The sequence below is a fragment of the Oceanobacillus indicireducens genome, from assembly GCF_014647195.1.
Classification (GTDB): domain Bacteria; phylum Bacillota; class Bacilli; order Bacillales; family Amphibacillaceae; genus Oceanobacillus; species Oceanobacillus indicireducens.
Map to the genome: position 1 here is coordinate 1 of NZ_BMOS01000025.1, position 20,456 is coordinate 20,456.

At 39.8% G+C, this 20,456-nt stretch carries 22 protein-coding genes; 5 read left to right on the forward strand and 17 right to left on the reverse strand.

Translation table 11 applies throughout. From position 1 onward, the window contains the following. Positions 1 to 393: PAS domain-containing protein (locus IEX94_RS14490; protein ID WP_188858482.1), on the reverse strand; the 393-nt coding region annotated here is incomplete at its 3' end. Between the two features lie 291 nt (positions 394 to 684). Here IEX94_RS14490 and IEX94_RS14495 point away from each other — a divergent pair. Continuing rightward, the gene (locus IEX94_RS14495; protein WP_156856479.1) at positions 685 to 1,146 is read left to right on the forward strand and encodes a DUF2621 family protein; all 462 of its coding nucleotides are present in this window, start codon (positions 685 to 687) and stop codon (positions 1,144 to 1,146) included. Between the two features lie 19 nt (positions 1,147 to 1,165). Here IEX94_RS14495 and IEX94_RS14500 read toward each other — a convergent pair whose 3' ends face one another. From IEX94_RS14500 to IEX94_RS14525, 6 genes are all read right to left on the reverse strand, one after another. Then, the gene (locus IEX94_RS14500) at positions 1,166 to 1,648 is read right to left on the reverse strand and encodes a CcdC family protein (protein WP_156856478.1); all 483 of its coding nucleotides are present in this window, start codon (positions 1,646 to 1,648) and stop codon (positions 1,166 to 1,168) included. 55 nt (positions 1,649 to 1,703) lie between these two features. Beyond that, on the reverse strand, positions 1,704 to 2,408 hold the full coding sequence (locus IEX94_RS14505; RefSeq protein WP_156856477.1) for a cytochrome c biogenesis CcdA family protein: 705 nt from the start codon (positions 2,406 to 2,408) through the stop codon (positions 1,704 to 1,706). A 163-nt stretch (positions 2,409 to 2,571) separates the two neighbouring features. After that, positions 2,572 to 3,171 (reverse strand): DNA-3-methyladenine glycosylase, encoded by a 600-nt coding sequence (locus IEX94_RS14510; protein ID WP_156856476.1) that lies wholly within the window; start codon positions 3,169 to 3,171, stop codon positions 2,572 to 2,574. A 120-nt stretch (positions 3,172 to 3,291) separates the two neighbouring features. Next, positions 3,292 to 3,513: a YneF family protein gene (locus IEX94_RS14515; protein WP_156856475.1), complete on the reverse strand. Its 222-nt coding sequence runs from the start codon at positions 3,511 to 3,513 to the stop codon at positions 3,292 to 3,294. A 373-nt stretch (positions 3,514 to 3,886) separates the two neighbouring features. Beyond that, positions 3,887 to 4,444, reverse strand: coding sequence for a hypothetical protein (locus IEX94_RS14520; protein ID WP_156856474.1), 558 nt, complete (start codon positions 4,442 to 4,444; stop codon positions 3,887 to 3,889). 596 nt (positions 4,445 to 5,040) lie between these two features. Next, positions 5,041 to 5,352, reverse strand: coding sequence for a YolD-like family protein (locus tag IEX94_RS14525; protein WP_156856473.1), 312 nt, complete (start codon positions 5,350 to 5,352; stop codon positions 5,041 to 5,043). A gap of 437 nt (positions 5,353 to 5,789) precedes the next feature. On the opposite strand from IEX94_RS14525, the gene fabF reads away from it, so the two are divergent. Genes fabF through IEX94_RS14540 form a run of 3 tightly spaced genes read left to right on the forward strand, consistent with a single transcriptional unit; the run spans position 5,790 to position 9,286 of the window. Then, positions 5,790 to 7,022 (forward strand): beta-ketoacyl-ACP synthase II, encoded by a 1,233-nt coding sequence (gene fabF, locus IEX94_RS14530; protein ID WP_188858484.1) that lies wholly within the window; start codon positions 5,790 to 5,792, stop codon positions 7,020 to 7,022. 29 nt (positions 7,023 to 7,051) lie between these two features. Further along, positions 7,052 to 8,773 (forward strand): class I adenylate-forming enzyme family protein, encoded by a 1,722-nt coding sequence (locus IEX94_RS14535; protein WP_188858486.1) that lies wholly within the window; start codon positions 7,052 to 7,054, stop codon positions 8,771 to 8,773. Between the two features lie 39 nt (positions 8,774 to 8,812). Further along, positions 8,813 to 9,286 carry an acyl-CoA thioesterase gene (locus IEX94_RS14540; protein WP_156856470.1) on the forward strand — a complete coding sequence of 158 codons (474 nt, stop codon included), beginning with the start codon at positions 8,813 to 8,815 and terminating at the stop codon, positions 9,284 to 9,286. Between the two features lie 165 nt (positions 9,287 to 9,451). Here IEX94_RS14540 and sirA read toward each other — a convergent pair whose 3' ends face one another. The 4 genes from sirA to IEX94_RS14560 form a co-directional block, all read right to left on the reverse strand. Then, on the reverse strand, positions 9,452 to 9,901 hold the full coding sequence (gene sirA, locus IEX94_RS14545; protein WP_156856469.1) for a sporulation inhibitor of replication protein SirA: 450 nt from the start codon (positions 9,899 to 9,901) through the stop codon (positions 9,452 to 9,454). Positions 9,902 to 10,057: 156 nt separating this feature from the next. Further along, positions 10,058 to 12,058: a transketolase gene (tkt, locus tag IEX94_RS14550; RefSeq protein WP_370459759.1), complete on the reverse strand. Its 2,001-nt coding sequence runs from the start codon at positions 12,056 to 12,058 to the stop codon at positions 10,058 to 10,060. Between the two features lie 101 nt (positions 12,059 to 12,159). Then, complete coding sequence (locus tag IEX94_RS14555) at positions 12,160 to 12,393, reverse strand: DUF896 domain-containing protein (protein WP_156856467.1); 234 nt, start codon at positions 12,391 to 12,393, stop codon at positions 12,160 to 12,162. 170 nt (positions 12,394 to 12,563) lie between these two features. Beyond that, a complete protein-coding gene (locus tag IEX94_RS14560) occupies positions 12,564 to 13,229 on the reverse strand; it encodes a YneB family resolvase-like protein (protein WP_156856466.1) in 666 nt (221 codons plus the stop codon). A gap of 290 nt (positions 13,230 to 13,519) precedes the next feature. On the opposite strand from IEX94_RS14560, the gene lexA reads away from it, so the two are divergent. Next, on the forward strand, positions 13,520 to 14,143 hold the full coding sequence (lexA, locus tag IEX94_RS14565) for a transcriptional repressor LexA (protein WP_188858488.1): 624 nt from the start codon (positions 13,520 to 13,522) through the stop codon (positions 14,141 to 14,143). Between the two features lie 53 nt (positions 14,144 to 14,196). Here the strand turns inward: lexA and glnA are convergent, their stop codons facing one another. The 6 genes from glnA to miaA all read right to left on the reverse strand — a co-directional run bounded on the left by glnA (position 14,197) and on the right by miaA (position 20,446). Continuing rightward, positions 14,197 to 15,534, reverse strand: coding sequence for a type I glutamate--ammonia ligase (glnA, locus tag IEX94_RS14570; protein ID WP_156856464.1), 1,338 nt, complete (start codon positions 15,532 to 15,534; stop codon positions 14,197 to 14,199). 58 nt (positions 15,535 to 15,592) lie between these two features. Further along, positions 15,593 to 16,837: a methionine gamma-lyase family protein gene (locus tag IEX94_RS14575; protein ID WP_156856463.1), complete on the reverse strand. Its 1,245-nt coding sequence runs from the start codon at positions 16,835 to 16,837 to the stop codon at positions 15,593 to 15,595. A gap of 9 nt (positions 16,838 to 16,846) precedes the next feature. After that, the gene (gene hflX, locus IEX94_RS14580; protein ID WP_156856462.1) at positions 16,847 to 18,079 is read right to left on the reverse strand and encodes a GTPase HflX; all 1,233 of its coding nucleotides are present in this window, start codon (positions 18,077 to 18,079) and stop codon (positions 16,847 to 16,849) included. 14 nt (positions 18,080 to 18,093) lie between these two features. Beyond that, entirely contained in the window at positions 18,094 to 19,008 is a 915-nt protein-coding gene (locus IEX94_RS14585) for an AAA family ATPase (RefSeq protein ID WP_156856461.1), read from the reverse strand. Positions 19,009 to 19,247: 239 nt separating this feature from the next. After that, positions 19,248 to 19,472, reverse strand: coding sequence for an RNA chaperone Hfq (gene hfq / locus IEX94_RS14590; RefSeq protein ID WP_156856460.1), 225 nt, complete (start codon positions 19,470 to 19,472; stop codon positions 19,248 to 19,250). Between the two features lie 38 nt (positions 19,473 to 19,510). Continuing rightward, positions 19,511 to 20,446: a tRNA (adenosine(37)-N6)-dimethylallyltransferase MiaA gene (gene miaA, locus IEX94_RS14595; RefSeq protein WP_188858490.1), complete on the reverse strand. Its 936-nt coding sequence runs from the start codon at positions 20,444 to 20,446 to the stop codon at positions 19,511 to 19,513. Positions 20,447 to 20,456: the final 10 nt, after the last annotated feature.

Genomic DNA, 20,456 nt, shown 5'->3' on the forward strand with positions numbered 1-20,456 from the left:
ACAATTAGCAAGTGTTTTAGATGGAACAATGTGGAGCTTTACATGAATCCGAGCTAAGCACACTTCCACATAGACAGCTTGTTTATTTTTATGAAGAAGTTCAACATGCATGCCTTCTTCTTTTTCCATGTCTAAGTACTGCTCGACTCTCTTTGGTTCGAGTGGTTGAATTCGCTCATACCATGGGTTTCCGATAAGCTCTTCCTGCCTATAACCCAGTAAGTTTTTCACGGACTGACTAACAAAACAGATTCGATCTTTATCATCCCAGACAATAAATGCATCATTTAAGTGATTCCCCATCCACTCCAGTATGTTTATTGGCAATTTGGGAAAATTGGAAAATAATAGCTGCTGCTCGAATTCTAATGAATAAATCTCTCCTATCTTCATTCAATTGTCCCCTTTCTTTTTAATGAAACAATAAAACCCTTCCCCCTAAATTAAAACATAATATATTTATATGTAATATTATCTATATGATTCGCTATCATTTTTATTCTGATAGATTGAAATGTGATGAATCTATCGACTGTTATACTTGTTACTTGAACAGTTTCTTCTTATAATGATGTTAAGTATATTTCTATCTTACTATAAAATATTCTAAAAATAAATTATTCAATTGTTTATAATCCCATTATTAATAATTTTGTCATAAAGTAAAGAAATAGGTGAATATTATTGAGTATTATTCTTGTATTATGGGGTTTTCTCCTAATTTCGCTTATGGGAATTGGCGGGTTCTTCATGTTCCGTAAGTTCCTGAAAAGCTTGCCTAAGGAAGACGGGAAATCTGTTCTGGACTGGCAAGAGCATTATGTCGATTTGACTAAAGAGATGTGGAGGGATGAGGAGAAAGCTTTACTAGACGAACTCGTCTCCCCTGTTCCCGAGCTATTCCGTGATGTCGCCCGCCAAACGATTGCAAGTAAAATTGGTGAAGTCGCCTTAAAGAAAAAGGAAGAAGTGATTACGCAAGATACATTAATTGAAGGTTATATCATTGCTACACCAAAACGTGACCATAAATTCTTGCGTAAAAAACTTAAGGAGAAAGGAATCCCAGTGGAACCGTATGAACATTTATTCCAACTCTCCAAAAATGACTATCGCACAAACTGGCAAGAGAGCTATAAGAAATAAGACAAAAAGCACCTCGCTTCTATGCAAGGTGCTTTTGCTCTGCTATTGACTTTCTAAGTTGCAGGTACTGATATAACATAGCAATCCGCCATGTAAGGATCATGCCGAATGCGAGCATGAAGAAGATTCCGCCGGTCTCTCCAAGTGAAATGTATCCACTGATTAATACCTTCAATGCTAAGCGGACGACGAGAAGTCCAAATAATATAAACGGAAACGCTTTTGACGGATTGAGGTAAATTTCGCCATCGTGAATCTTAAACTTCGAATACTTAATTAGAATAATAGAGAACACCATTCCAAGTGCAAAGGATTCGATAACTTGGAACCAGCTAATCTGGAATATGGGAAAGATATACATGAGAGCGCCAGTACTCATAAATAGCGGCGGTAGGATAATCTTCTTCACGGATGCAGGCTTCTTCCCCATTTTCAAACGAACAAAAATCATGATGACAGCCATCATTGTGGCTCCAATCGTACTTGCAATACCCCAAAACATGTTTTTATCACTCTCTCAAAAATTCTTACTCCCCATTATATCATCAATAGTTGCATTAAAAACCGTAAAAACCAAACCAGTTGGCAAGCAGTGCCGTCACATCGGTCATCCAATCAAAGAACAGGGCAACTCCGAAGAAGACCATCACATAGCCACCGATTTTAACAATTTTCATGCTGTGTTTCCTGATCCAATTCATCCTTCCGATAAAGAATGCCATAACGAGGAATGGAATCGCAAATCCTAAAATATAAGCGATCATCATAATCATTCCGAGCTCTGGATTGGATGCTGCAAGGGAGAACACAACCATTAAGATCGGTCCCGTACAAGGTGTCCAGCCGAGGGAAAACGCAATCCCGATTAATAGTGTACCGATGTATCCGGTTGGACGGCTTTTAAATTGAATCTGTCTGTTTTTCATTAGAAATTTAAAGTTTAAAACACCGACAATAACCAACCCAAAGAAAATAATTAAGATTGCACCGACTTGTCTAATGATATCTTGATAAGTCAATAAAAATGCTGAAATTGCGGAGGTAGAGAAACCAATCGCAATAAAAATACTCGAAAAACCGATCAGGAAGAAAATCGTATGGAGTAATGCTTGTCGGTTCATTTTTTTATTATCATCTTTAATTTCATTAATGCTCATACCTGTAATATAGGATAAAAATACAGGATATACAGGTAGGACACAGGGTGAAACAAAAGAAAGAAACCCAGCACCAAAGGCTAGAAATATATTGATTTCTGACATATAATCTCCCCTATATTTTTGTTATGTTCCCCTATTTTACCAGAAACGTCTTGGGAGTAGCGGCCTTGTTTTTGACAAAAAGACAACACTTACATCGTATTCCAACTCCTAGTATATAAGAATTGAGAGACCTTGTCGTTTGATTCGCACTTCAAACATCCGCTTATCTTGAAACAAATGAGTTACCAGCAACCCAAAAACGGTAGGGAAAGTCACGAGCTTCTCCTGTATTCGGTATTCCTATACGCGGTCCTGTCAGAATGTCATCAACCGTGATACCTTCAGCGATATATAACGGTTGTTTGTATATTCGCTCGCCATACGCTTGCATCGTTATTCCGAGCGCTTTCGTCAGCTTTCCAGGCCCGCTTGTCAAATTCTGCATTTTATTGACCGGACGTTTTTGCTTCATCAAGTCTATTCCAGTGTATGGTTCTACAGCGCGGATTAGGACTGCTTCCGGCTCACCGACTTCTCCACTCACGATATTAAGTAGACAATGCGTATGCATTCGGTAGGTATAAATTAGCCCCGCCTGATGATACATAATCTCCGTTCGCTTCGTTCGCCTGTATCCATAACTATGTGCAGCCCGGTCTACAGCACCGAGATAAGCCTCTGTTTCCACAATCACTCCGGAACTTATTCCTTCCTCTGTTTCATGGACAAGGATTTTACCGAGTAGTTCTTTTGCAAGCGTGAGCGTTGGCCGCCTGTAGAAACTTTCAGGTAGTATTTGAAAACTATTTTCGTCGTTTATCATTTGGCATTTCCTTTCTGTAAACTATTCTATATTAATAGTATAGATAAAAACATAAAAACCACTCTTTTCTGTTTAAAGTTAACAGAAAAAGTGGTTTTGAATTCGTGTGATGATGTTTTATTACTTATCTACCTGGTTATTCATTGCGCGCATCATTTGATTAATTTTCTTTTGTGATGGCTTTTGACCCATTTGCATCATTAATGTACGAAGCATTTGCTCATTAATTGGCGGATTCTTTTTCAAGTAGTTCATCATATATTTTCTTGCAATAAAAAACCCAAGAGCAACACCTGCTATTAAAGCTGCAATAGCAATTAATACTACCCAAATTGTGCTCATGTCTGCCTTCCTCCTTCGTTACTCTCTTCAACAAGTATATATAATTATGGGTAAGAATACAATCGATTTTGTAAACAATGGAATCAATCTATTGAAACCCTACCACAACAACATTAAATAGAATAATACAAGAAAAATAAAAACGCAAGATAGTTAAGTCGGTGAAACCTGTCCAGTGATCGAATTTAACTGCTTCATTTTCACTAAGTCAAGATATTGCTCTTGCCCATCTTTCCATTTCAATTAGTCTCGGTTCTACGTGTGTATGGTACTTACTTTTTCTACACCTTTGCTTTTACTCATGTCACATCACCTGCCTCCGTAATTTTAAGCATAGAAAAAGACACCCAATGAAGAGTGCCTGTAAAATTAATTATTTTATGTCAATACTCACTACTGAATCATTTAGTGCTTCAAAATTTTCATCCAAGATCATTAATTTAAACTCAAGATTTTCGTTCAGTTCTGGCAGTTCCTCATCAAGCGCCATAATTGAAAGTTCCGCATTTGATTTTTTTCCTCCAGCTACAGTTTCGCTAAAGAATACCATGTCATCAACCATAAGACCATCAAGTGACACTTCATGTGCCTGAACTTCTATAGTTTCATCAAGTTTATTTTCTATAGTTAATTTAACCTTATACTCATCGCCAAAGGTTTCATCTCTAATTGTCTCGATGCCTTGTAAGGAAACCATTGCATCATCATTATCCAGTAGTACCTCATCATAGGTGCTTGACTCAACTTCTTCAGATTCTTCAGCTGCTTCACTTTCTTCTGAATCAGAACTTCCTTCAACTTCTTCTTGCTCGGATTGTTTTTCTCCTTCTGAATCAACTTCCCCGATTTCCTTTTCCTCCGACTCGCTACCACACGCCGCTAAAGTTAAAGCGACAATCAATGACAAAAATAAAATTAAGACCTTCTTCATCACTATTCCCCCTAAAAAAGTAATGTTATAGGCATATTATCTTATATTTTGTAAACTATTTCAAGACTATTTTACTGAATAGATTGTTGCTTATTTTAAAAGTTAAATCCTCTATCTTCCCTTTGATGAAATGGACCATGGTAATTGATTTTTTTACAATCGATTTTGTAAACAATGGAATCAATCTATTGAAACCCTAACACAACAACATTAAATAGAATAACAAGAAAAATAAAAAATAGAAAAGCAAGATAATGCAAGTTAATGAGCCAATTTGAGACTACTTTTGGGGCTAGATTGGGACCGATATTTTGTGGGTAGACTTTAAAAATATGGGACAAATAAAAAACATGAGGCTGAGACATAACTTCTTAGTATGGTTATAAATCCGAACAAATGATAAGAAAGAGCATCAACAACCGCTCCGGGAATATACTACGCTTTCCGCAGGCGGCTGGTGAGCCTCCTCGGGCTGCTGCCCTGCGGGGTCTCACCGATGCTTTTCCTCCTTCTGGAGTCTCCGTATATTCCCAGAGCTAGTTAGCAGTTTTGTTCGGATTTAATTCATATTAGAATAGTTATGTCCCAGCCTCTTGTCAATCAATCCAAACGCCTACAATTGCATCCAACGGCAATTCCATACCCTCTAATCTTAAATAATTATTGAGCGGATCAACAGCCAATAACTTATCTCTAACTTTGTGATAATCATGATTTTTGAAATACTCCACTTCAACAGTTAATTCATTATGTAATGCTAGTTGTAGCTTTAAATTAATTTCCATTACGAGCTGTTCATCTAAGATCGGTTTCTCATTCCATTCATCACGAGCCCACATTTCTTTTAATAAATTTGCGTGCTCCGGTAGCATGATTGATGTCCATTTGATATTTCCTCTATCCTTCATTACACTATCTCCTTCCCAGGCCAAACGAAAAGATATTCAAGTTTCGACGTTCGGTCCTTTTTGCAGTTGTAACGGTAAACCAAGATGTGACTGTCATTCCTACAGACACGTATATATTGCTCGGTAGCTTTACCACTGTAATCATCCAAATAAAAAAGATAATAATCTTTTATTTGGATGATTAAGCTCTAAAATAACCCTTTTTTGCTAGCCTTCAATCAGAACTATTGTTCTCATTCCGATTTAATTGTATGCGAACTTTCATTCCATTTCAAGTGGGAATTAAAACCATTGATTCGCATCCTCTTTTAATTTTTTCAATTGTATGACCAGCTTGGATACTCTGGGGATTTGGACTATACCAATTCAAAAAACATGCCTGAAAGTAAAATACATTGTACAATAAGTATACTTGCGCTTTAAAGGAGGTTATCATCATGAAACGGCGGGTAGTCATTACTGGTACAGGTGTGATTTCTCCACTTGGTAATGACACAGACACACTTTGGAAAAATATAAAACAAGGTCAATCAGGGATTAAACGATTGGATTCTGAAAAATTCCGAGATATCAAGACAAAAATCGCCGGCTATATCGAGGATTTTCAAAGTGAAACATATCTTGAACCAAAAGAAGCACGACGTTATGATTTATTCACTCAATATGCGTATGCGGCCGCTACCCAGGCGCTTGAAGAATCCGGAATAAACTTGAAAAAGTTAAACAAAGACCGGGCAGGCGTTTATATTGGTTCAGGTGCCGGCGGGCTGACAACCTTGCTTGATAATTATAAAACCATGCTTGAAAAAGGATCTAATCGGGTCTCTCCCTTTATGCTGCCTGGCTCCATTTCTAATATGGCGAACGGCTTAACCGCTATAAAAACAGGTTTTCGTGGACCGAGTTTCTCCTCCGCTTCTGCGTGTGCAACGAGCAATCATGCGATTGGAGAAGCTTATCATAACATTGCTCATGGCTATTCCGATGTCATGCTTGCAGGCGGTGCTGAGGCGACCATCCATCCGTTTTACTTTGCAGGTTTTTCAAAAATGCGTGCGATGTCCACAAAAAATGATGCGCCGGAACAAGCCTCCCAGCCATTTAACAGCAATCGGGACGGCTTTGTCATGTCTGAAGGCGCCGGTGTACTGCTGCTTGAAGAATATGAACACGCAAAGCAGCGTGGCGCTAATATTCTCGGTGAAATTATCGGTTATGGGAGCACGACCGATGCCTATCATATTACCGATCCCGCACCCCACGGGGCACAGAAGGCAATGCAGCTAGCCATTGAGCGGGCAGGTATTTTACCGGAAGACGTTGATTACATCAGTGCTCACGGAACGAGCACGCCAGCTGGTGATGTATCCGAAACAACTGCTATTAAAGAAGTTTTTGGAGAACATGCTTATAGGTTGAAAGTTAGTTCTACCAAGTCAATGACGGGCCACTTGTTCGGAGCGGCGGGTGGCGTAGAAAGTATTGTTACAGTAAAAAGTATGAACGAAAATATTTTTCCGCCAACGATGAATTTACATCAGCCTGATCCAGATTGTGACTTAGATTATGTACCGAACAAAGCCGTCAAGGGACATATTGAAATTGCTTTATCGAATGGATTTGGTTTTGGCGGACATAATGCCGTCCTTGTTTTTAAAAAAATGAAATAAATACATCATTGATTGAGAGGAGATTGTCATTGTCTAAGGCTTTATTAGCAAGTGTTGAAGAAAGAAGAAACAAATTAGAAAATCGTTTTCCCGTCTGGCCCCGTGATACGTTAGCCAGACATTTTGAAAAAGCGACAAAAGCTTATGCTGAGAAACCTTTTCTATATATTAACGGTGAAGAGCATCGTTACGGTGATATTTGGGAACGAGCAATCAAGTATGCGAAAGGCTTTATGCAGCTTGGTGTTAAACGCCGCGATCATATCGCTATTTTAATGGATAATGATGCATCCTTCCCCTCCCTCATGATTGCTGCGTCGATGGTCGGAGCGGTATTTATTCCAATAAATTCAATGCTGACCAAAGGGGAAGTTGAATATATTTTGACCCAGTCAGACGCCAAATACTTAGTTTTACAGGAAAAAGTCAAAGATAAACTGCATGGAAAAGCTGTTAAAGAGCTCATGTCAACACCAACGTTTCAAGAAAACAGCGTCCTTGAGAAAGTCATTAGTTTTGAAAAAGTGGGTGCAGAACCTATTGATGAACAGTTCCTGTCCCGGGAAGACTTTTTAAACGGAGCAAAGAAGATTTCCGATTCAGAGCTAGACGCACGCTGGGAGCTGTCCCGCTACCCAGATGAAGTAGCAATTATTATGTATACATCAGGTTCTACCGGAAGTCCTAAAGGGGTTATGTTAACGGATGATATGCTGCTCAGATGCTCGTATGGTACGGTCTTAAGTCGGGCGATAGAGGAAGGAAGAGTGACATTTGCACCGCTCCCGTTTTATCATTGTTTTGCGATTATTGAAGCGATTGGTGCCATGTCTTTTGTCGGAGGTTCAGTCGTTTCCGCATTAGGGGCTTCCCCGCTTAAATCCCTAGAGTTGATGGAGAAGTACCAAGCAAATGATTATCTCTGCGTCCCTTCCACGTTGATGCCAGTTTTAAATCATCCGAGGGTCGGGGAATTCGATTTATCGAATTTGTTCGCCATGTGGTGTGGAGCGGCCGCGGCACCCGTATCAGTTTGGCAAAAAGCGCTTGACGTTCTTGGTGTCACTGAAATGATCACAGGTTATGGACAAACTGAAGTGGTTTCATCCGGCGTAACTACAGAAATAGGCGATCCTTTAGAACGTATCTCTACCCGAGTCGGTCGTCCTAAACTGAATGGCGCGAGCGGTTTACCTGAGTTTAATGGGAGCAGTGTTCAATATAAAACGATTGACCGCGACACAGGTGAGGACTTACCAGACGGCGAAATCGGTGAGCTTGCTGTTAGAGGTGCTACCGTTACGCATGGTTATTATAAAAAGCCTGAAGAAACAGCTAAAGTCATTGATAAGGATGGTTGGCTCAGAACAGGCGATGTCGGCAGAATTGATGAAAATGGCTATATCCAAATGCTCGGCAGAAGTAAGGAAATGTTTAAAGTGTCCGGAGAACTTGTCTCACCAAGAGAGGTAGAGATTGCGATTTCTTATCATCCAGCCGTCGAAGCAGTACAGGTCGTCGGTGTCAGTGATAAAATCACAACTGAAATCGGAGCGGCCTTCATTGAATTAAAAGAAGGTGAAACCTTAAAACGAAAAGACGTCACCGATTGGTGTGCCGAGCGCTTAGCCAAATTTAAAGTTCCACGTCATGTTTGGTTTATAGAATCCTCAGACTGGCCAATGACGAGTACCGGTAAAGTGCAAAAGTTCCGTTTGCAAGACATCGCTGAAGAGCGAATCAAAAGATAAAGTGGAAAATCAATCAAAAAAAGAAAGGAGATTTTTATATTGACAGCAAAGTGGCATCAAACAAATTATCGTGTACCCTATAAAGACACAGACCGAATGGGCGTTGTCCATCACGGCAACTATATCAACTGGTTTGAAATGGCTCGGACCGAATGTATGCGCCACTACGGTGTGGCCTACAGTCATGTGGAAGAAAGGGGCTTCTTACTCCCGGTTCTTGGGGTCGAATGCGATTATAAACAATCGGCGACATTCGATGACTGTATTGCGATTTACACAAAAATCACTGACTATTCACCTATCAAACTCACATTTGCTTATGAGGCCCGGAAAATATCAGAAGAGAATTTCACCACAACACATAATCAAATCGTTATTGAACCTACAGGTGAACTCATTACTTCAGGTATCACAAAACATATGTGGGTTAATCAAGACTTCAAGCCAACGCGGCTCGAGCGATCTGCGCCTGATTTATACCGTGTTCTCGAGAAGTTTGGAGAGAAAGAGTAAGTACACGTGCAGTTGTTCGTTGAAAACCATTGAAAACTCTAATCTTACGTGAAAATTTACCGTCTGAAATCCATTTTAATTTATCGATTTCAGACGGCTTTTATACTAAAGAGGTTCATCTGGTTATAAACATCTATTCAACCTTGCAATAGATAAAAAATATAATTATGGGTAGGAAAAAAATATTTGATTATTGATCAATTTGTTATTTTTAACTGATAACCAGCCATAGTCATTCAAACGATTGTTTATGACAAAATAAAATCCTGGTGAATTACGAAGGATTGGAAAGAAGAATTCCTCTGCTTCTTGAATGGATGAACAAGTTAGTTCAATATGATGACCATCCTCATAGATCGTCAAACTTTTTCCTTCCCAAAAAATCTGTATGTATTTATCCTTCTTTTCTATGTTTACGTCATCGGTTAAGCTGCGCAGGTAAGCTGCCACAAGTGATAATTGGAGTGGTTCAATGACATAATTATATTGTAACTGCAAATAGGTAAGCCTTGGGCATTCTTTAAACTCTTTGAAAAAACGGAAAAGAACACTTGTCTTATAGAAATAATGTACGGCTATCTCGGATTTAACAGAAAAAATAGAATACGTATACATGGAAAGCACTCCTTTTTCATTCCATTATACGTATTCCGCGATACGATTACTGTCATATTCTGTTATAAATTCCCACTAGTTTTGTCGATTAAAAAATTGGCCTCTAAAACATTCGCGTTTTAGAGGCCTGCTCTTCTTTTGAAAATCTAGCTAATCTTAGTTATTAACAAGTTTTTCAGTTAGTTGTACGACATTTTCAACAGTGAATCCAAACTCTGCTACAACTTTATCTCCTGGGGCTGATGCACCAAAGCGATCGATCGCAAGAATGTCACCTTCTGTACCTATGTAGCGGTCCCACCCGAAGGATGCACCCATTTCGATACCTAGACGCTTCGTAACATTCTTAGGCAGTACACTATTCTTATATGCTTCGTCTTGTTTGTTAAAGCGATCCCATGATGGCATGCTTACTACGGAGACGTCAATTCCTTTTTCTTTCAGCGCTTTTTGTGCTTCTACAGCGAGTTGTACTTCAGAACCAGTTGCTAGCAGTAAAGCATCCGCTGTTTCTTTCTCAGCTGGACTTACAATGTATGCACCCTTCTTCACGCCTTCATAAGCTTTCTGGACTGTACCAGGAAGGGTCGGTAGGTTCTGTCTAGTAAGAACAAGTGCTGTCGGCTCATCTTTAGATTCTAACGCAAGTCTCCATGCTGCAGCAGTTTCATTCGCATCTGCTGGACGGATTAAGGAAAGGCCAGGCATTGCACGTAATGCAGCAAGATGTTCAACCGGTTCGTGAGTCGGACCATCTTCCCCTACCGCAATCGAGTCATGCGTAAACACATATGTTACCGGTGTCTTCATGATCGAAGCTAGACGAATGGATGGGCGTAAGTAGTCACTGAACACAAAGAACGTTCCGCCATAAACTTTCAAACCGCCATGAAGTGCCATACCGTTTAAGGCAGCACCCATTGCGTGTTCACGAACACCAAACCAGATGTTGCGCCCTGCATAATCTGCTTTTGTGAAGTCACCTTCATCGTTCATCATTGTTTTGTTCGAACCTGCCAAGTCTGCACTACCACCGAAGAAAGTAGGTACTGCTTTAGCGATTGCGTTTAACACTTCACCAGAGGATGCACGAGTTGCAAGAGAGCTTCCTTCTTCAAATACAGGAATCGCTTCTTCCCAATTAACTGGAAGTTCACCTTTGATAGCTTGTTCCAATTGTTCTGCTTCTTCCGGATATTTTTCTTTGTAAGTAGCGAATTGGTCATTCCAAGCATCTTCTGCTTTCTTGCCATTATCTTGAATTTTCTCTTTGAAATCAGCGTACACTTCTTCTGGTACGTTGAATTCTTCGTGAGCCCATTTGTAATATTCTTTTGTAAGTGTTACTTCATCTTTACCTAATGGCGCTCCGTGGGAAGCTGCTGAGTTTGATTTGTTTGGTGAGCCGTATCCGATAATTGTTTTTACTTCGATTAATGTTGGTTGATCAGTGTTTGCTTGCGCTTCCTTAATGGCTGCACGGAGAGCATCTACATCATTACCATCTTCCACACGAATTACTTGCCAACCGTATGCTTTGAAACGACTTTCTGTATCCTCTGAGAAGGAACGATCAAGTTCACCATCTAGAGAAATATCATTCGAATCATATAGAGCAATTAGCTTACCTAAGCCAAGGTGGCCCGCTAAGGAAGCTGCTTCATGGGAAATACCTTCCATCAAGTCACCGTCACTCACCAGTGCATATGTGTAATGATCGATGATGGATGCATCTTCTTTATTAAATCTTGCCGCAAGATGTGCTTCTGCCATTGCCATTCCAACAGACATTGCAATACCTTGTCCAAGTGGTCCAGTAGTTGCTTCTACACCGTCTGTATCGAGAACCTCCGGATGTCCAGGTGTCCGGGAATTCCATTGACGGAAGTTTTTAAGATCATCAATTGTAACATCATAGCCTGAAAGATGTAATAGGCTGTATAACAGCATAGAACCGTGTCCTGCAGATAAAACAAAACGGTCACGATTAAACCATTTTGAGTTTTTTGGGTTATGATTCATAAAATCAGTCCATAGCGTGTAGGCCATAGGTGCAGCACCCATCGGTAGACCCGGGTGGCCAGAATTGGCTTTCTCAATCGCATCAATTGAAAGTGTGCGGATCGTATTGATCGATAGTTGTTCAATATTAGACATAATTATCTCCTTTCAAAGTTCCACAATAATATGTATCTATTTTCTATTCTATAATGAATGTGCAAACTTCACAAGCGAATTAAGTCGAATGCCCAAACAAATTAGTGCTTTTCATTTCTTTTTTGCATATCTTTCACCTTTAGTGGAGTGACGTCATTACCTGCTGGATCAATAACTTTAAGGGTTTTCAGTTGGTTTGTAAATGAACCGCGGATGTTTTGTAAATATTCTTCGCGGAGTTGTTTTTGCTCGGATTTTTCCTCATCGGTTAGGGAGGATTTTTTTGCTTTTTTTGCTAGCTCGTTAATCCGCGCAAGTTTTTCTTTTGATAACATATATGTACCTCCTCTTACAGTTTCCATGAAGGATTAATGCAGGTTGTATCTAACATGTAATAATACCCTACTTTGTACAATAATAACCGTAATTATTTGTAGTATTATTATTGTTTTTCACATTTATTTATAAAGCATAAAACAAAAAAAGACAAGCAATACAACTTGTCTCATTTAAGGTTTTCATTTTGCAGGTCGCTATTTTGTTCATACTCTTGATAACGACGGTGGACGGTTGCTTTTGAAATATTATACCCCAAGCCATTTAATGTGCTTGTGATTTCCCCGAAAGTAAGTTTTTTATCGCGAAGACGTACAATTTCCTCAAGCGGCACTTCCAATCTTTCTCTCCCCGGTGCTTTTCCGATATTTTTTAAATTATTTCTCGGATTATATCCATCTTTTACTGCCCGTTGCATTCCACGTTTAATTTTCAAATTATGAATTTTCCTTTGGTATTCCTCGACAATACCGACAATCTGTAAAACCATAGAATCTGATTCTGATAATTCCAGCTCTCCATCATGAATCGCTGTGTATATAGAAATATTTAACTTTTGTAATTGATGAAACAGGGCTATTTTCGTATTCCCTCTACCTAGTCTCGTTTCATCTTGAATTAATAGGCATTCCGCTTCCTCATTTGAAAAATGTTCAAGCATTTCAAAGATACCGTCCCTATTAATCTCATAACCACTCACCTGCTCTTCAATACATGTAACGACATCCAATCCTTGTCGGGTCGCTAGTTCATACAATTCTTCTTTTTGCCTAGCGAGTGATGATTCCTGTTCTTTTTTATCTGTGCTTACTCTACAATAGATGACTGCTTTCACGATTCGATTTCTCCTTCTTGGGTGATTAAGCATTGGCAATGAGAGAGAAATATAAGAATACCAAAGTTAAGATGAAACCGACAGTAAAGAATATATCTTCTTTTGAATACTTCGCAAATAATCTATTGAACATAGTTAAATCCCTCCACTTTTTTAGAACTTTTGTTCTAGAACGTATTATCGCACGAACAAGTGGTCCTGTCAACAGTTTTTTCGAACGAACGTTTGCATAATCTTTCTTACGATGGTAAACTAGTAATAATAAATCCTATGTAAGAGGTGATAAATAGATGACAAAAGTTTCTAAAAGACAACAGATGATTTTAGATTTTATAAAAAAAGAAGTTCATGCAAAAGGTTATCCACCATCCGTTCGAGAAATCGCTGTGGCTGTCGGACTTGCATCGAGTTCAACCGTTCATGGACACTTGGAAAGATTAGAAGCAAAAGGGTTTATCCGTCGTGACCCGACTAAGCCAAGGGCCATTGAAATATTAGATCAAGACGGTGAAGGGAATATTCCGAAAAATACAGCTCGTTATGCTCCAGTAATCGGTAAGGTTACTGCTGGAATACCCATTACCGCTGTTGAAAATATCGAGGAGTATGTCCCTGTGCCGAGTTCACATGCGAGCCCGGATGATAATTTATTTATCCTTGTCATTGAAGGTGAAAGTATGATTGAAGCTGGTATTCTTGAAGGTGACATGGTCATTGTAAAACAGCAGAACACGGCTAATAATGGAGATATCGTTGTAGCGATGACAGATGATGACGAGGCAACGGTGAAGCGTTTCTTTAAAGAAGAAAAAATGATTCGCTTGCAACCAGAAAACGCTACAATGGAACCATTATTTTATGAAAAGGTTAGTATTTTAGGTAAAGTAATCGGATTATACAGAGATATTCATTAAAAAACATCTGATCTTCGCATTCGGTGCAAAGATCAGATGTTTTGTTTACAAGATTAATAGGATGTTAAATATTGTTCGCGCTCCCAAGGATGAACTGTATTATTAAACATTTGCCACTCATATTCTTTTGCTTCCACATAATTTTGATAGAGATGTTTTCCTAGTGCCTGAATAATGACAGGGTCTTTTTCCATCTCATCAAGCGCTTCTTTCAATGTGGCTGGTAAATCTTTCACTCCATTTTCTATTCTTTCTTTTTTCGTCATTGCATAAATGTTCTGGTCAACTGCTTGTGGTGGTTGTAATTTATGTTCGATCCCGTCTAGGCCTGAAGCAAGCAAGACAGAAAGTGCCAAATATGGATTTGATGCCGGATCCACACTTCTTACTTCAACACGTGTACTCACACCTCTTGAACTTGGTATCCGTAATAACGGACTCCGGTTCGAACTGGACCAAGCTACATAACAAGGTGCTTGGTAACCTGGTACGAGCCGTTTATATGAGTTTACAATTGGGTTTGTCACTGCAGTGAAGTTAGTTGCATGTTCCAGAAGCCCAGCGATAAATTGGCTAGCTATATCCGTCAATTGGCGTTCACTTGCTTCATCAAAAAACATATTTTCACCGTCTTTAAACAAGGACATGTTGACATGCATCCCTGATCCGTCTACACCAAATAGTGGTTTCGGCATAAATGTCGCGTGCAGATTATGTCTTCTTGCGACCGTTTTAACGACAAGCTTAAACGTTTGGATATCGTCCGCGTGACGAACAGCATCCGAGTATTCAAAGTCAATTTCATGTTGTCCTGGTGCACCCTCATGGTGTGATGCTTCAATTTTAAAGCCCATTTCTTCCAGTTCCAGAACAATATCCCGCCTGCAGTTTTCCCCAAGATCTGTTGGGGCAAGATCGAAATAACCACCATGGTCATTCAATTCAAGAATTGGTTCACCTTTTTCATTCAGCTTAAATAAAAAGAATTCCGGTTCGGTACCGATATTAAATGTATCAAATCCGAGCTCTTCCATCCGTTTCAAATTTCTTTTTAAAATATAACGGGGACATCCCGAAAACGGTGTTCCATCCGCATTGTAAATATCACAGATGAAACGGGCTACTTTTCCTTTATCAGATGTCCAAGGAAATACAACAAAGGAATCTAAGTCCGGATATAAATACATGTCTGATTCCTCAATACGCACGAACCCTTCGATTGAAGAACCATCAAACATCATCTTATTGTTTAACGCTTTATCCAATTGACTGAGTGGTATCTCCACATTTTTAATTGTTCCAAGAATATCGGTAAATTGCAGTCTAATAAAGCGGACATTTTCCTCTTTAATCTTTTCTTTGATCGTTTCCTTTGTAATTTCGGTTCCCAACTAAATCTCCTCCAACTATTAGTTTGGATGTTAATCTCCACCCAAATATTACTATACCCTATTCAACGAGGAGAAAACCTTTTTTCTCAAGTGCTGTGACTGCCCGGGTTAAAGCAAGTTTTACGTGGGAATACGTAAGCCCCCCTTGAACGTAAGCCGTGTACGGAGCACGGATTGGTCCATCTGCGGATAATTCAATGCTTGATCCTTGAATGAATGTTCCCCCTGCCATAATGACTTCATCTTCATAGCCTGGCATTTCACTTGGAAATGGTGTCACATAAGCATTTACAGGGGAATTCTCTTGGATTGCCTGGCAAAATGCAATCATTTGCTCCGCTGTATCGAATGTGACAGATTGGATTAAATCGGTCCGTTTGCTCTGGTAAGCTGGTGTCGTTGTAAACCCGGCCAATTCAAGGAATCGTGACGTAAATATTGCGCCCTTTAATGCTTCGCCAACTACATGAGGAGCGAGGAAAAATCCTTGAAACAGTTCTTGCAGCATGTTTAATGTCGCTCCGCTTTCTTTCCCTAGTCCAGGTGCAGTTAAACGGTTGGCACATTGTTCGACCAAAAGTTCGTCTCCCACAATATAGCCACCAGAGCGAACAATTCCTCCGCCTGGATTTTTAATGAGGGACCCTGCCATCAGATTAACACCTACATGAGTTGGTTCCAGCTCTTCCACAAATTCACCGTAACAATTATCAACAAATACGATAACGTCATCTTTTATTTCTTTTACAAAATCGACCATTTCTTTAATTTCTGCCACTGTGAAAGAAGGTCGGTCATCATAACCTTTTGAACGCTGAATGCCGATTACTTTCGTATTTGCTCGGATTCTTTGACTGACGGCAGCAAAATCAACAGCCCCGTCCTCCTGCAAATCAACTTCTCCATAACCGATTGCATACTCTTTTAATGAACCTGGAGAATTTCCTCTTTTACCAACTACTTCTTCGAGCGTATCGTACGGCTTTCCTGTTATATATAGGAGTTCATCTCCTGGTCGAAGCACACCAAATAAGGCGGTCGAGATGGCATGTGTACCGGAAACGAGTTGGGGACGGACGAGCGCATCTTCTGTCCCGAATACATCACGATATACCGCTTCAAGCGCGTCCCTGCCCATATCATCATACCCATAACCAGTTGTAGAGTTAAAATGGCTGTCACTTACCCGATTTTCAATAAAAGCATCGAGCACACGTTGCTGATTTTTCTCCACTACGGTATTTACTTGTTCTTTCAATGTTTTAATATCTTGTTCTGTCTGGTTGATTAAGTCCAAAAGCATATTTGTTCATTACTCCTTTAATCTGTTTAATAATGCATGATTTTCTCGAATGTATCCTTTAATATGATAGCGATTATCCGCTTCATTATAGGACTTATCTGTAAGGATTGCTTCTTGCTCCAATTGGACCATCAGTCTGCCTTCATTTGCTTCCAGCGCGACATGGAACGGCACCCATACCTCTTTTAACATCTCTTCTATTTTCCTTAAGATGAGCTGCATATCTTCTTCTTCGTACGCAGAAACAAGAGAATACGGGCGTTCGTGAGCAATGAAATCTTCCTCTAGAAGGTCTTTCTTATTATAAATATATAACATCGGCAATTGATCTGCATCCAATTCCTGTAAAAGTTCTTCCACTGTTTCAATATGTTGTTCGTAATCCACATGGGATACATCGATAACATGTAAAAGAAAATCAGCTTCTGCAACTTCCTCTAATGTTGAACGGAATGCTGCAATAAGAGATGTCGGAAGATCCTGAAGGAAACCAACCGTATCGGTCATTATCGCTTGAAATCCAGAGGGGAGTACGACCCTCCTCGTTAATGGATCCAGTGTCGCAAAAAGCTTATCTTCCTGAAGTGTATTACTATCCGTTAATTGATTAAATAAAGTTGATTTTCCAGCATTTGTATACCCGACAATGGCAATCTGGAAAATCGCATTATTCCTTCTGCGTTTCCGGTATTGCTCACGCTGGTTGACAACAAGTTTTAGGCGATTTTTAATATCACCGATTCTGCGCCGGATATGACGGCGGTCTGTTTCTAATTGCGTTTCTCCCGGACCTCTTGTCCCAATTCCACCGCCGAGACGGGATAATTCAATTCCCTGACCTCGTAATCTTGGTAATAAATATTCCAATTGGGCAAGCTCCACTTGCAGCTTACCTTCTTTCGTTTGAGCCCGCTGCGCAAAGATATCTAAGATCAGCTGGCTCCGATCAATAATCCGGACTCCTAGATAATTATTTAAATTCCTTAATTGGCCGCTAGACAATTCATCGTTGGAAATAACAAGGTCGATTTCCTTTGCTTCAACCTCATCTTTAATCTCCCTCAATTTCCCTTCACCGAGGTAGGTTGCCGGATGGATGTGGTTGCGATTTTGCGTGAAAACCCCCTCCACTTTCCCGCCGGCTGTATTACTCAATGAGATTATTTCATCGAGTGACGATTGAAACCGTTCCTGTAATTGTTCTGGCTTTCTTACTGCGATAACTAAAATCTTTTCTGCCATAAGTTACCTCTCTTTTACTCATTTTCAAATTTAATATCTGCTGCGGTAATTTCCATTAGCCTTTCCGGTTGGTAATTTTCCGTCTGGACGAGTCGGTATGCCTGTAACCGAATCGCCTTTTCCATCAAGTTCCGTACCGAACGGGCATTGGCGAAATGTCTTCCTTTCGTTGCTAATTGATGATATAAATAATCCCTTAGCTTTCTGTCCGCTTCCATTGTTAATTGATATTCCCTTAATCGAACCATTTGATGTGCTATTTCCATTAATTCTTCCAATTTATAATCGGGAAAATCAAGAATAAACGGAAACCGCGATTCCAGTCCTGGATTGGTCGAAAGAAATCGGCCCATTTCAGAGGGATAACCTGCGAGTATAAGAATGAAATCCTTGTGACCGTCTTCCATATGTTTTACAAGTGTATCAATCGCCTCTTTACCAAAGTCCTTTTCTCCACCGCGGGCAAGTGAATAGGCTTCATCGATAAAGAGAATGCCCCCCATTGCTTTTTCAATTAGCGCTCTTGTTTTTTGCGCCGTCTGTCCAATATATTCCCCAACAAGATCGGCCCGTTCCGCTTCAATAAAATGTCCCTTCGAAAGGATTCCAAGGTCAACATATAATTTAGCAAGTCTGCGTGCAAGTGTTGTTTTTCCTGTACCGGGATTGCCCTTAAATAACATATGCAATACTTGCTGGTTAGAAGAAAGCCCTGCTTCCTTTCTTTTTTCGTTAATAAGTACGGTCGCATAAATTTGTTTTATCGTTGTTTTAATTTGTTTAACGCCAACAAACGAGTTAAAAGCTTCCTCTATTTGTTTGAACTGATTATTAAAACCGGCTGAACGCTTTCTTTCAGTCTGGGATAGAGTATCTTGCAAAACAATATTGATCCGGCCATTCCGGCTCGCTCTCATTTCCGTTTCCATACACTCACTCCTTCGTCATCCCAGTATACGTAGATAATCATAAAAGGGTGACAAACGCCCAAATTCAAAGACAGTAGTGTCCATCCAGGCTAAGTGCGCGGGTTCGATGTCGCCCCATACATGAGAGTACTTAATCGAACTTCCTTTTTACAGGAATGCTATAAAGTAAAACTCATTCAGCAAGTGGGAGGATAGAAGTTTCATTAGAAAACGGATGCCAATAATAGCATCCGTCGTTATTACTCATTTTCTAAGTTAACATTTTTCACTGGCGCAAAAGTTGAAATTGCGTGTTTGAAAATTAGTTGCTGCTTTCCGTCGGTTTCCAGTAAAATCGTAAAATTATCAAACGCTTTGATAATCCCTCGTAATTGAAATCCATTTGTCAGAAAGACAGTAACCGAAGTGTGATTCTTTCTTAATTGATTTAAATAATGTTCTTGAATGTTGACATTTTGTGCCATGGTACTTCCTCCCTTTTTCTATCTATATAATCTTAATTCTACTTCATTTTCAATATTCCTGCTATCTTTTGCAAAATCATTGTAAACTTTTCCTCTTTTTCTTCCGGATGGATCGAAAACCACTCTACTGGCAATTGGTTTTTAAACCAGGTAAATTGCCTTTTTGCATAGCGTCTTGAATTTTGTTTCAATTTCTCGACTGCTTCATCCAGACCTTCTTTGCCTTCTAAATACGGAATAAATTCTTTATAGCCAATCGCTTTCATTGCCTGGGTATTTGCGTAACCCGCATGATAGAGGGCCGTAACTTCTTCAAGCAGGCCTTCTTCCATCATCATATCCACGCGGGCATTAATTTGTTCATAAAGTGTTGCTCTTTCCATTTCAAGCCCGATAAACAATGTATTGTACTTCGGTTCTTTTTTTTGCTCACTTTCCCATTCCGTTTTGGTTTTCCCGGTAGTTTCATATATTTCCAGCGCACGAATAACGCGACGATGGTTGTTTGGGTGAATTTTTCTTGCCTGATCGGGATCGACCTCCTCAAGACGGCGGTAAATCTGGTTAATCCCTTCTTCTCTTGCTTCATTTTCTAACTTTTTAGTCCTGAATTCATCCCGAGGGATGTCAGGGAAATTATAATCAAATAAAGCAGCCTGTATGTATAGGCCGCTACCGCCCACAATTATAGGCAGGCGGCCTCTTGCGGTAATTTCTTCGATTCTGTTTTCCACATCAGCTTTGTATGCTGCTGCCGAATATTCTTCCGTCGGCTCTAACATATCAAGCAGATGATGGGGGATTCCTGCCATTTCTTCTTTACGGATTTTAGCCGTACCGATATCCATCCCTTTGTACACTTGCATCGAGTCACCGCTGATGATTTCACCTTGCAGTTGTTTGGCAAGATAAATACTGAGAGCTGTTTTCCCAACAGCTGTTGGACCTACAACGGCTATGACTGTTTTTTTCATCGTATTACCC

What these genes read in the sequence shown, in the direction of transcription:
- fabF (WP_188858484.1), top strand. Translation starts at nt 5,790, where the DNA reads ATGAAACGGCGGGTAGTCATTACTGGTACAGGTGTGATTTCTCCACTT.
- IEX94_RS14555 (WP_156856467.1), bottom strand. Translation starts at nt 12,393, where the DNA reads ATGTTATCAAAAGAAAAACTTGCGCGGATTAACGAGCTAGCAAAAAAA.
- IEX94_RS14525 (WP_156856473.1), bottom strand. Translation starts at nt 5,352, where the DNA reads ATGAAGGATAGAGGAAATATCAAATGGACATCAATCATGCTACCGGAG.
- hfq (WP_156856460.1), bottom strand. Translation starts at nt 19,472, where the DNA reads ATGGCACAAAATGTCAACATTCAAGAACATTATTTAAATCAATTAAGA.
- IEX94_RS14520 (WP_156856474.1), bottom strand. Translation starts at nt 4,444, where the DNA reads ATGAAGAAGGTCTTAATTTTATTTTTGTCATTGATTGTCGCTTTAACT.
- IEX94_RS14575 (WP_156856463.1), bottom strand. Translation starts at nt 16,837, where the DNA reads ATGCTTTTGGACTTAATCAACCAGACAGAACAAGATATTAAAACATTG.
- IEX94_RS14510 (WP_156856476.1), bottom strand. Translation starts at nt 3,171, where the DNA reads ATGATAAACGACGAAAATAGTTTTCAAATACTACCTGAAAGTTTCTAC.
- IEX94_RS14515 (WP_156856475.1), bottom strand. Translation starts at nt 3,513, where the DNA reads ATGAGCACAATTTGGGTAGTATTAATTGCTATTGCAGCTTTAATAGCA.
- IEX94_RS14585 (WP_156856461.1), bottom strand. Translation starts at nt 19,008, where the DNA reads ATGGAAACGGAAATGAGAGCGAGCCGGAATGGCCGGATCAATATTGTT.
- IEX94_RS14505 (WP_156856477.1), bottom strand. Translation starts at nt 2,408, where the DNA reads ATGTCAGAAATCAATATATTTCTAGCCTTTGGTGCTGGGTTTCTTTCT.
- lexA (WP_188858488.1), top strand. Translation starts at nt 13,520, where the DNA reads ATGACAAAAGTTTCTAAAAGACAACAGATGATTTTAGATTTTATAAAA.
- sirA (WP_156856469.1), bottom strand. Translation starts at nt 9,901, where the DNA reads ATGTATACGTATTCTATTTTTTCTGTTAAATCCGAGATAGCCGTACAT.
- hflX (WP_156856462.1), bottom strand. Translation starts at nt 18,079, where the DNA reads ATGGCAGAAAAGATTTTAGTTATCGCAGTAAGAAAGCCAGAACAATTA.
- miaA (WP_188858490.1), bottom strand. Translation starts at nt 20,446, where the DNA reads ATGAAAAAAACAGTCATAGCCGTTGTAGGTCCAACAGCTGTTGGGAAA.
- IEX94_RS14500 (WP_156856478.1), bottom strand. Translation starts at nt 1,648, where the DNA reads ATGTTTTGGGGTATTGCAAGTACGATTGGAGCCACAATGATGGCTGTC.
- tkt (WP_370459759.1), bottom strand. Translation starts at nt 12,058, where the DNA reads ATGTCTAATATTGAACAACTATCGATCAATACGATCCGCACACTTTCA.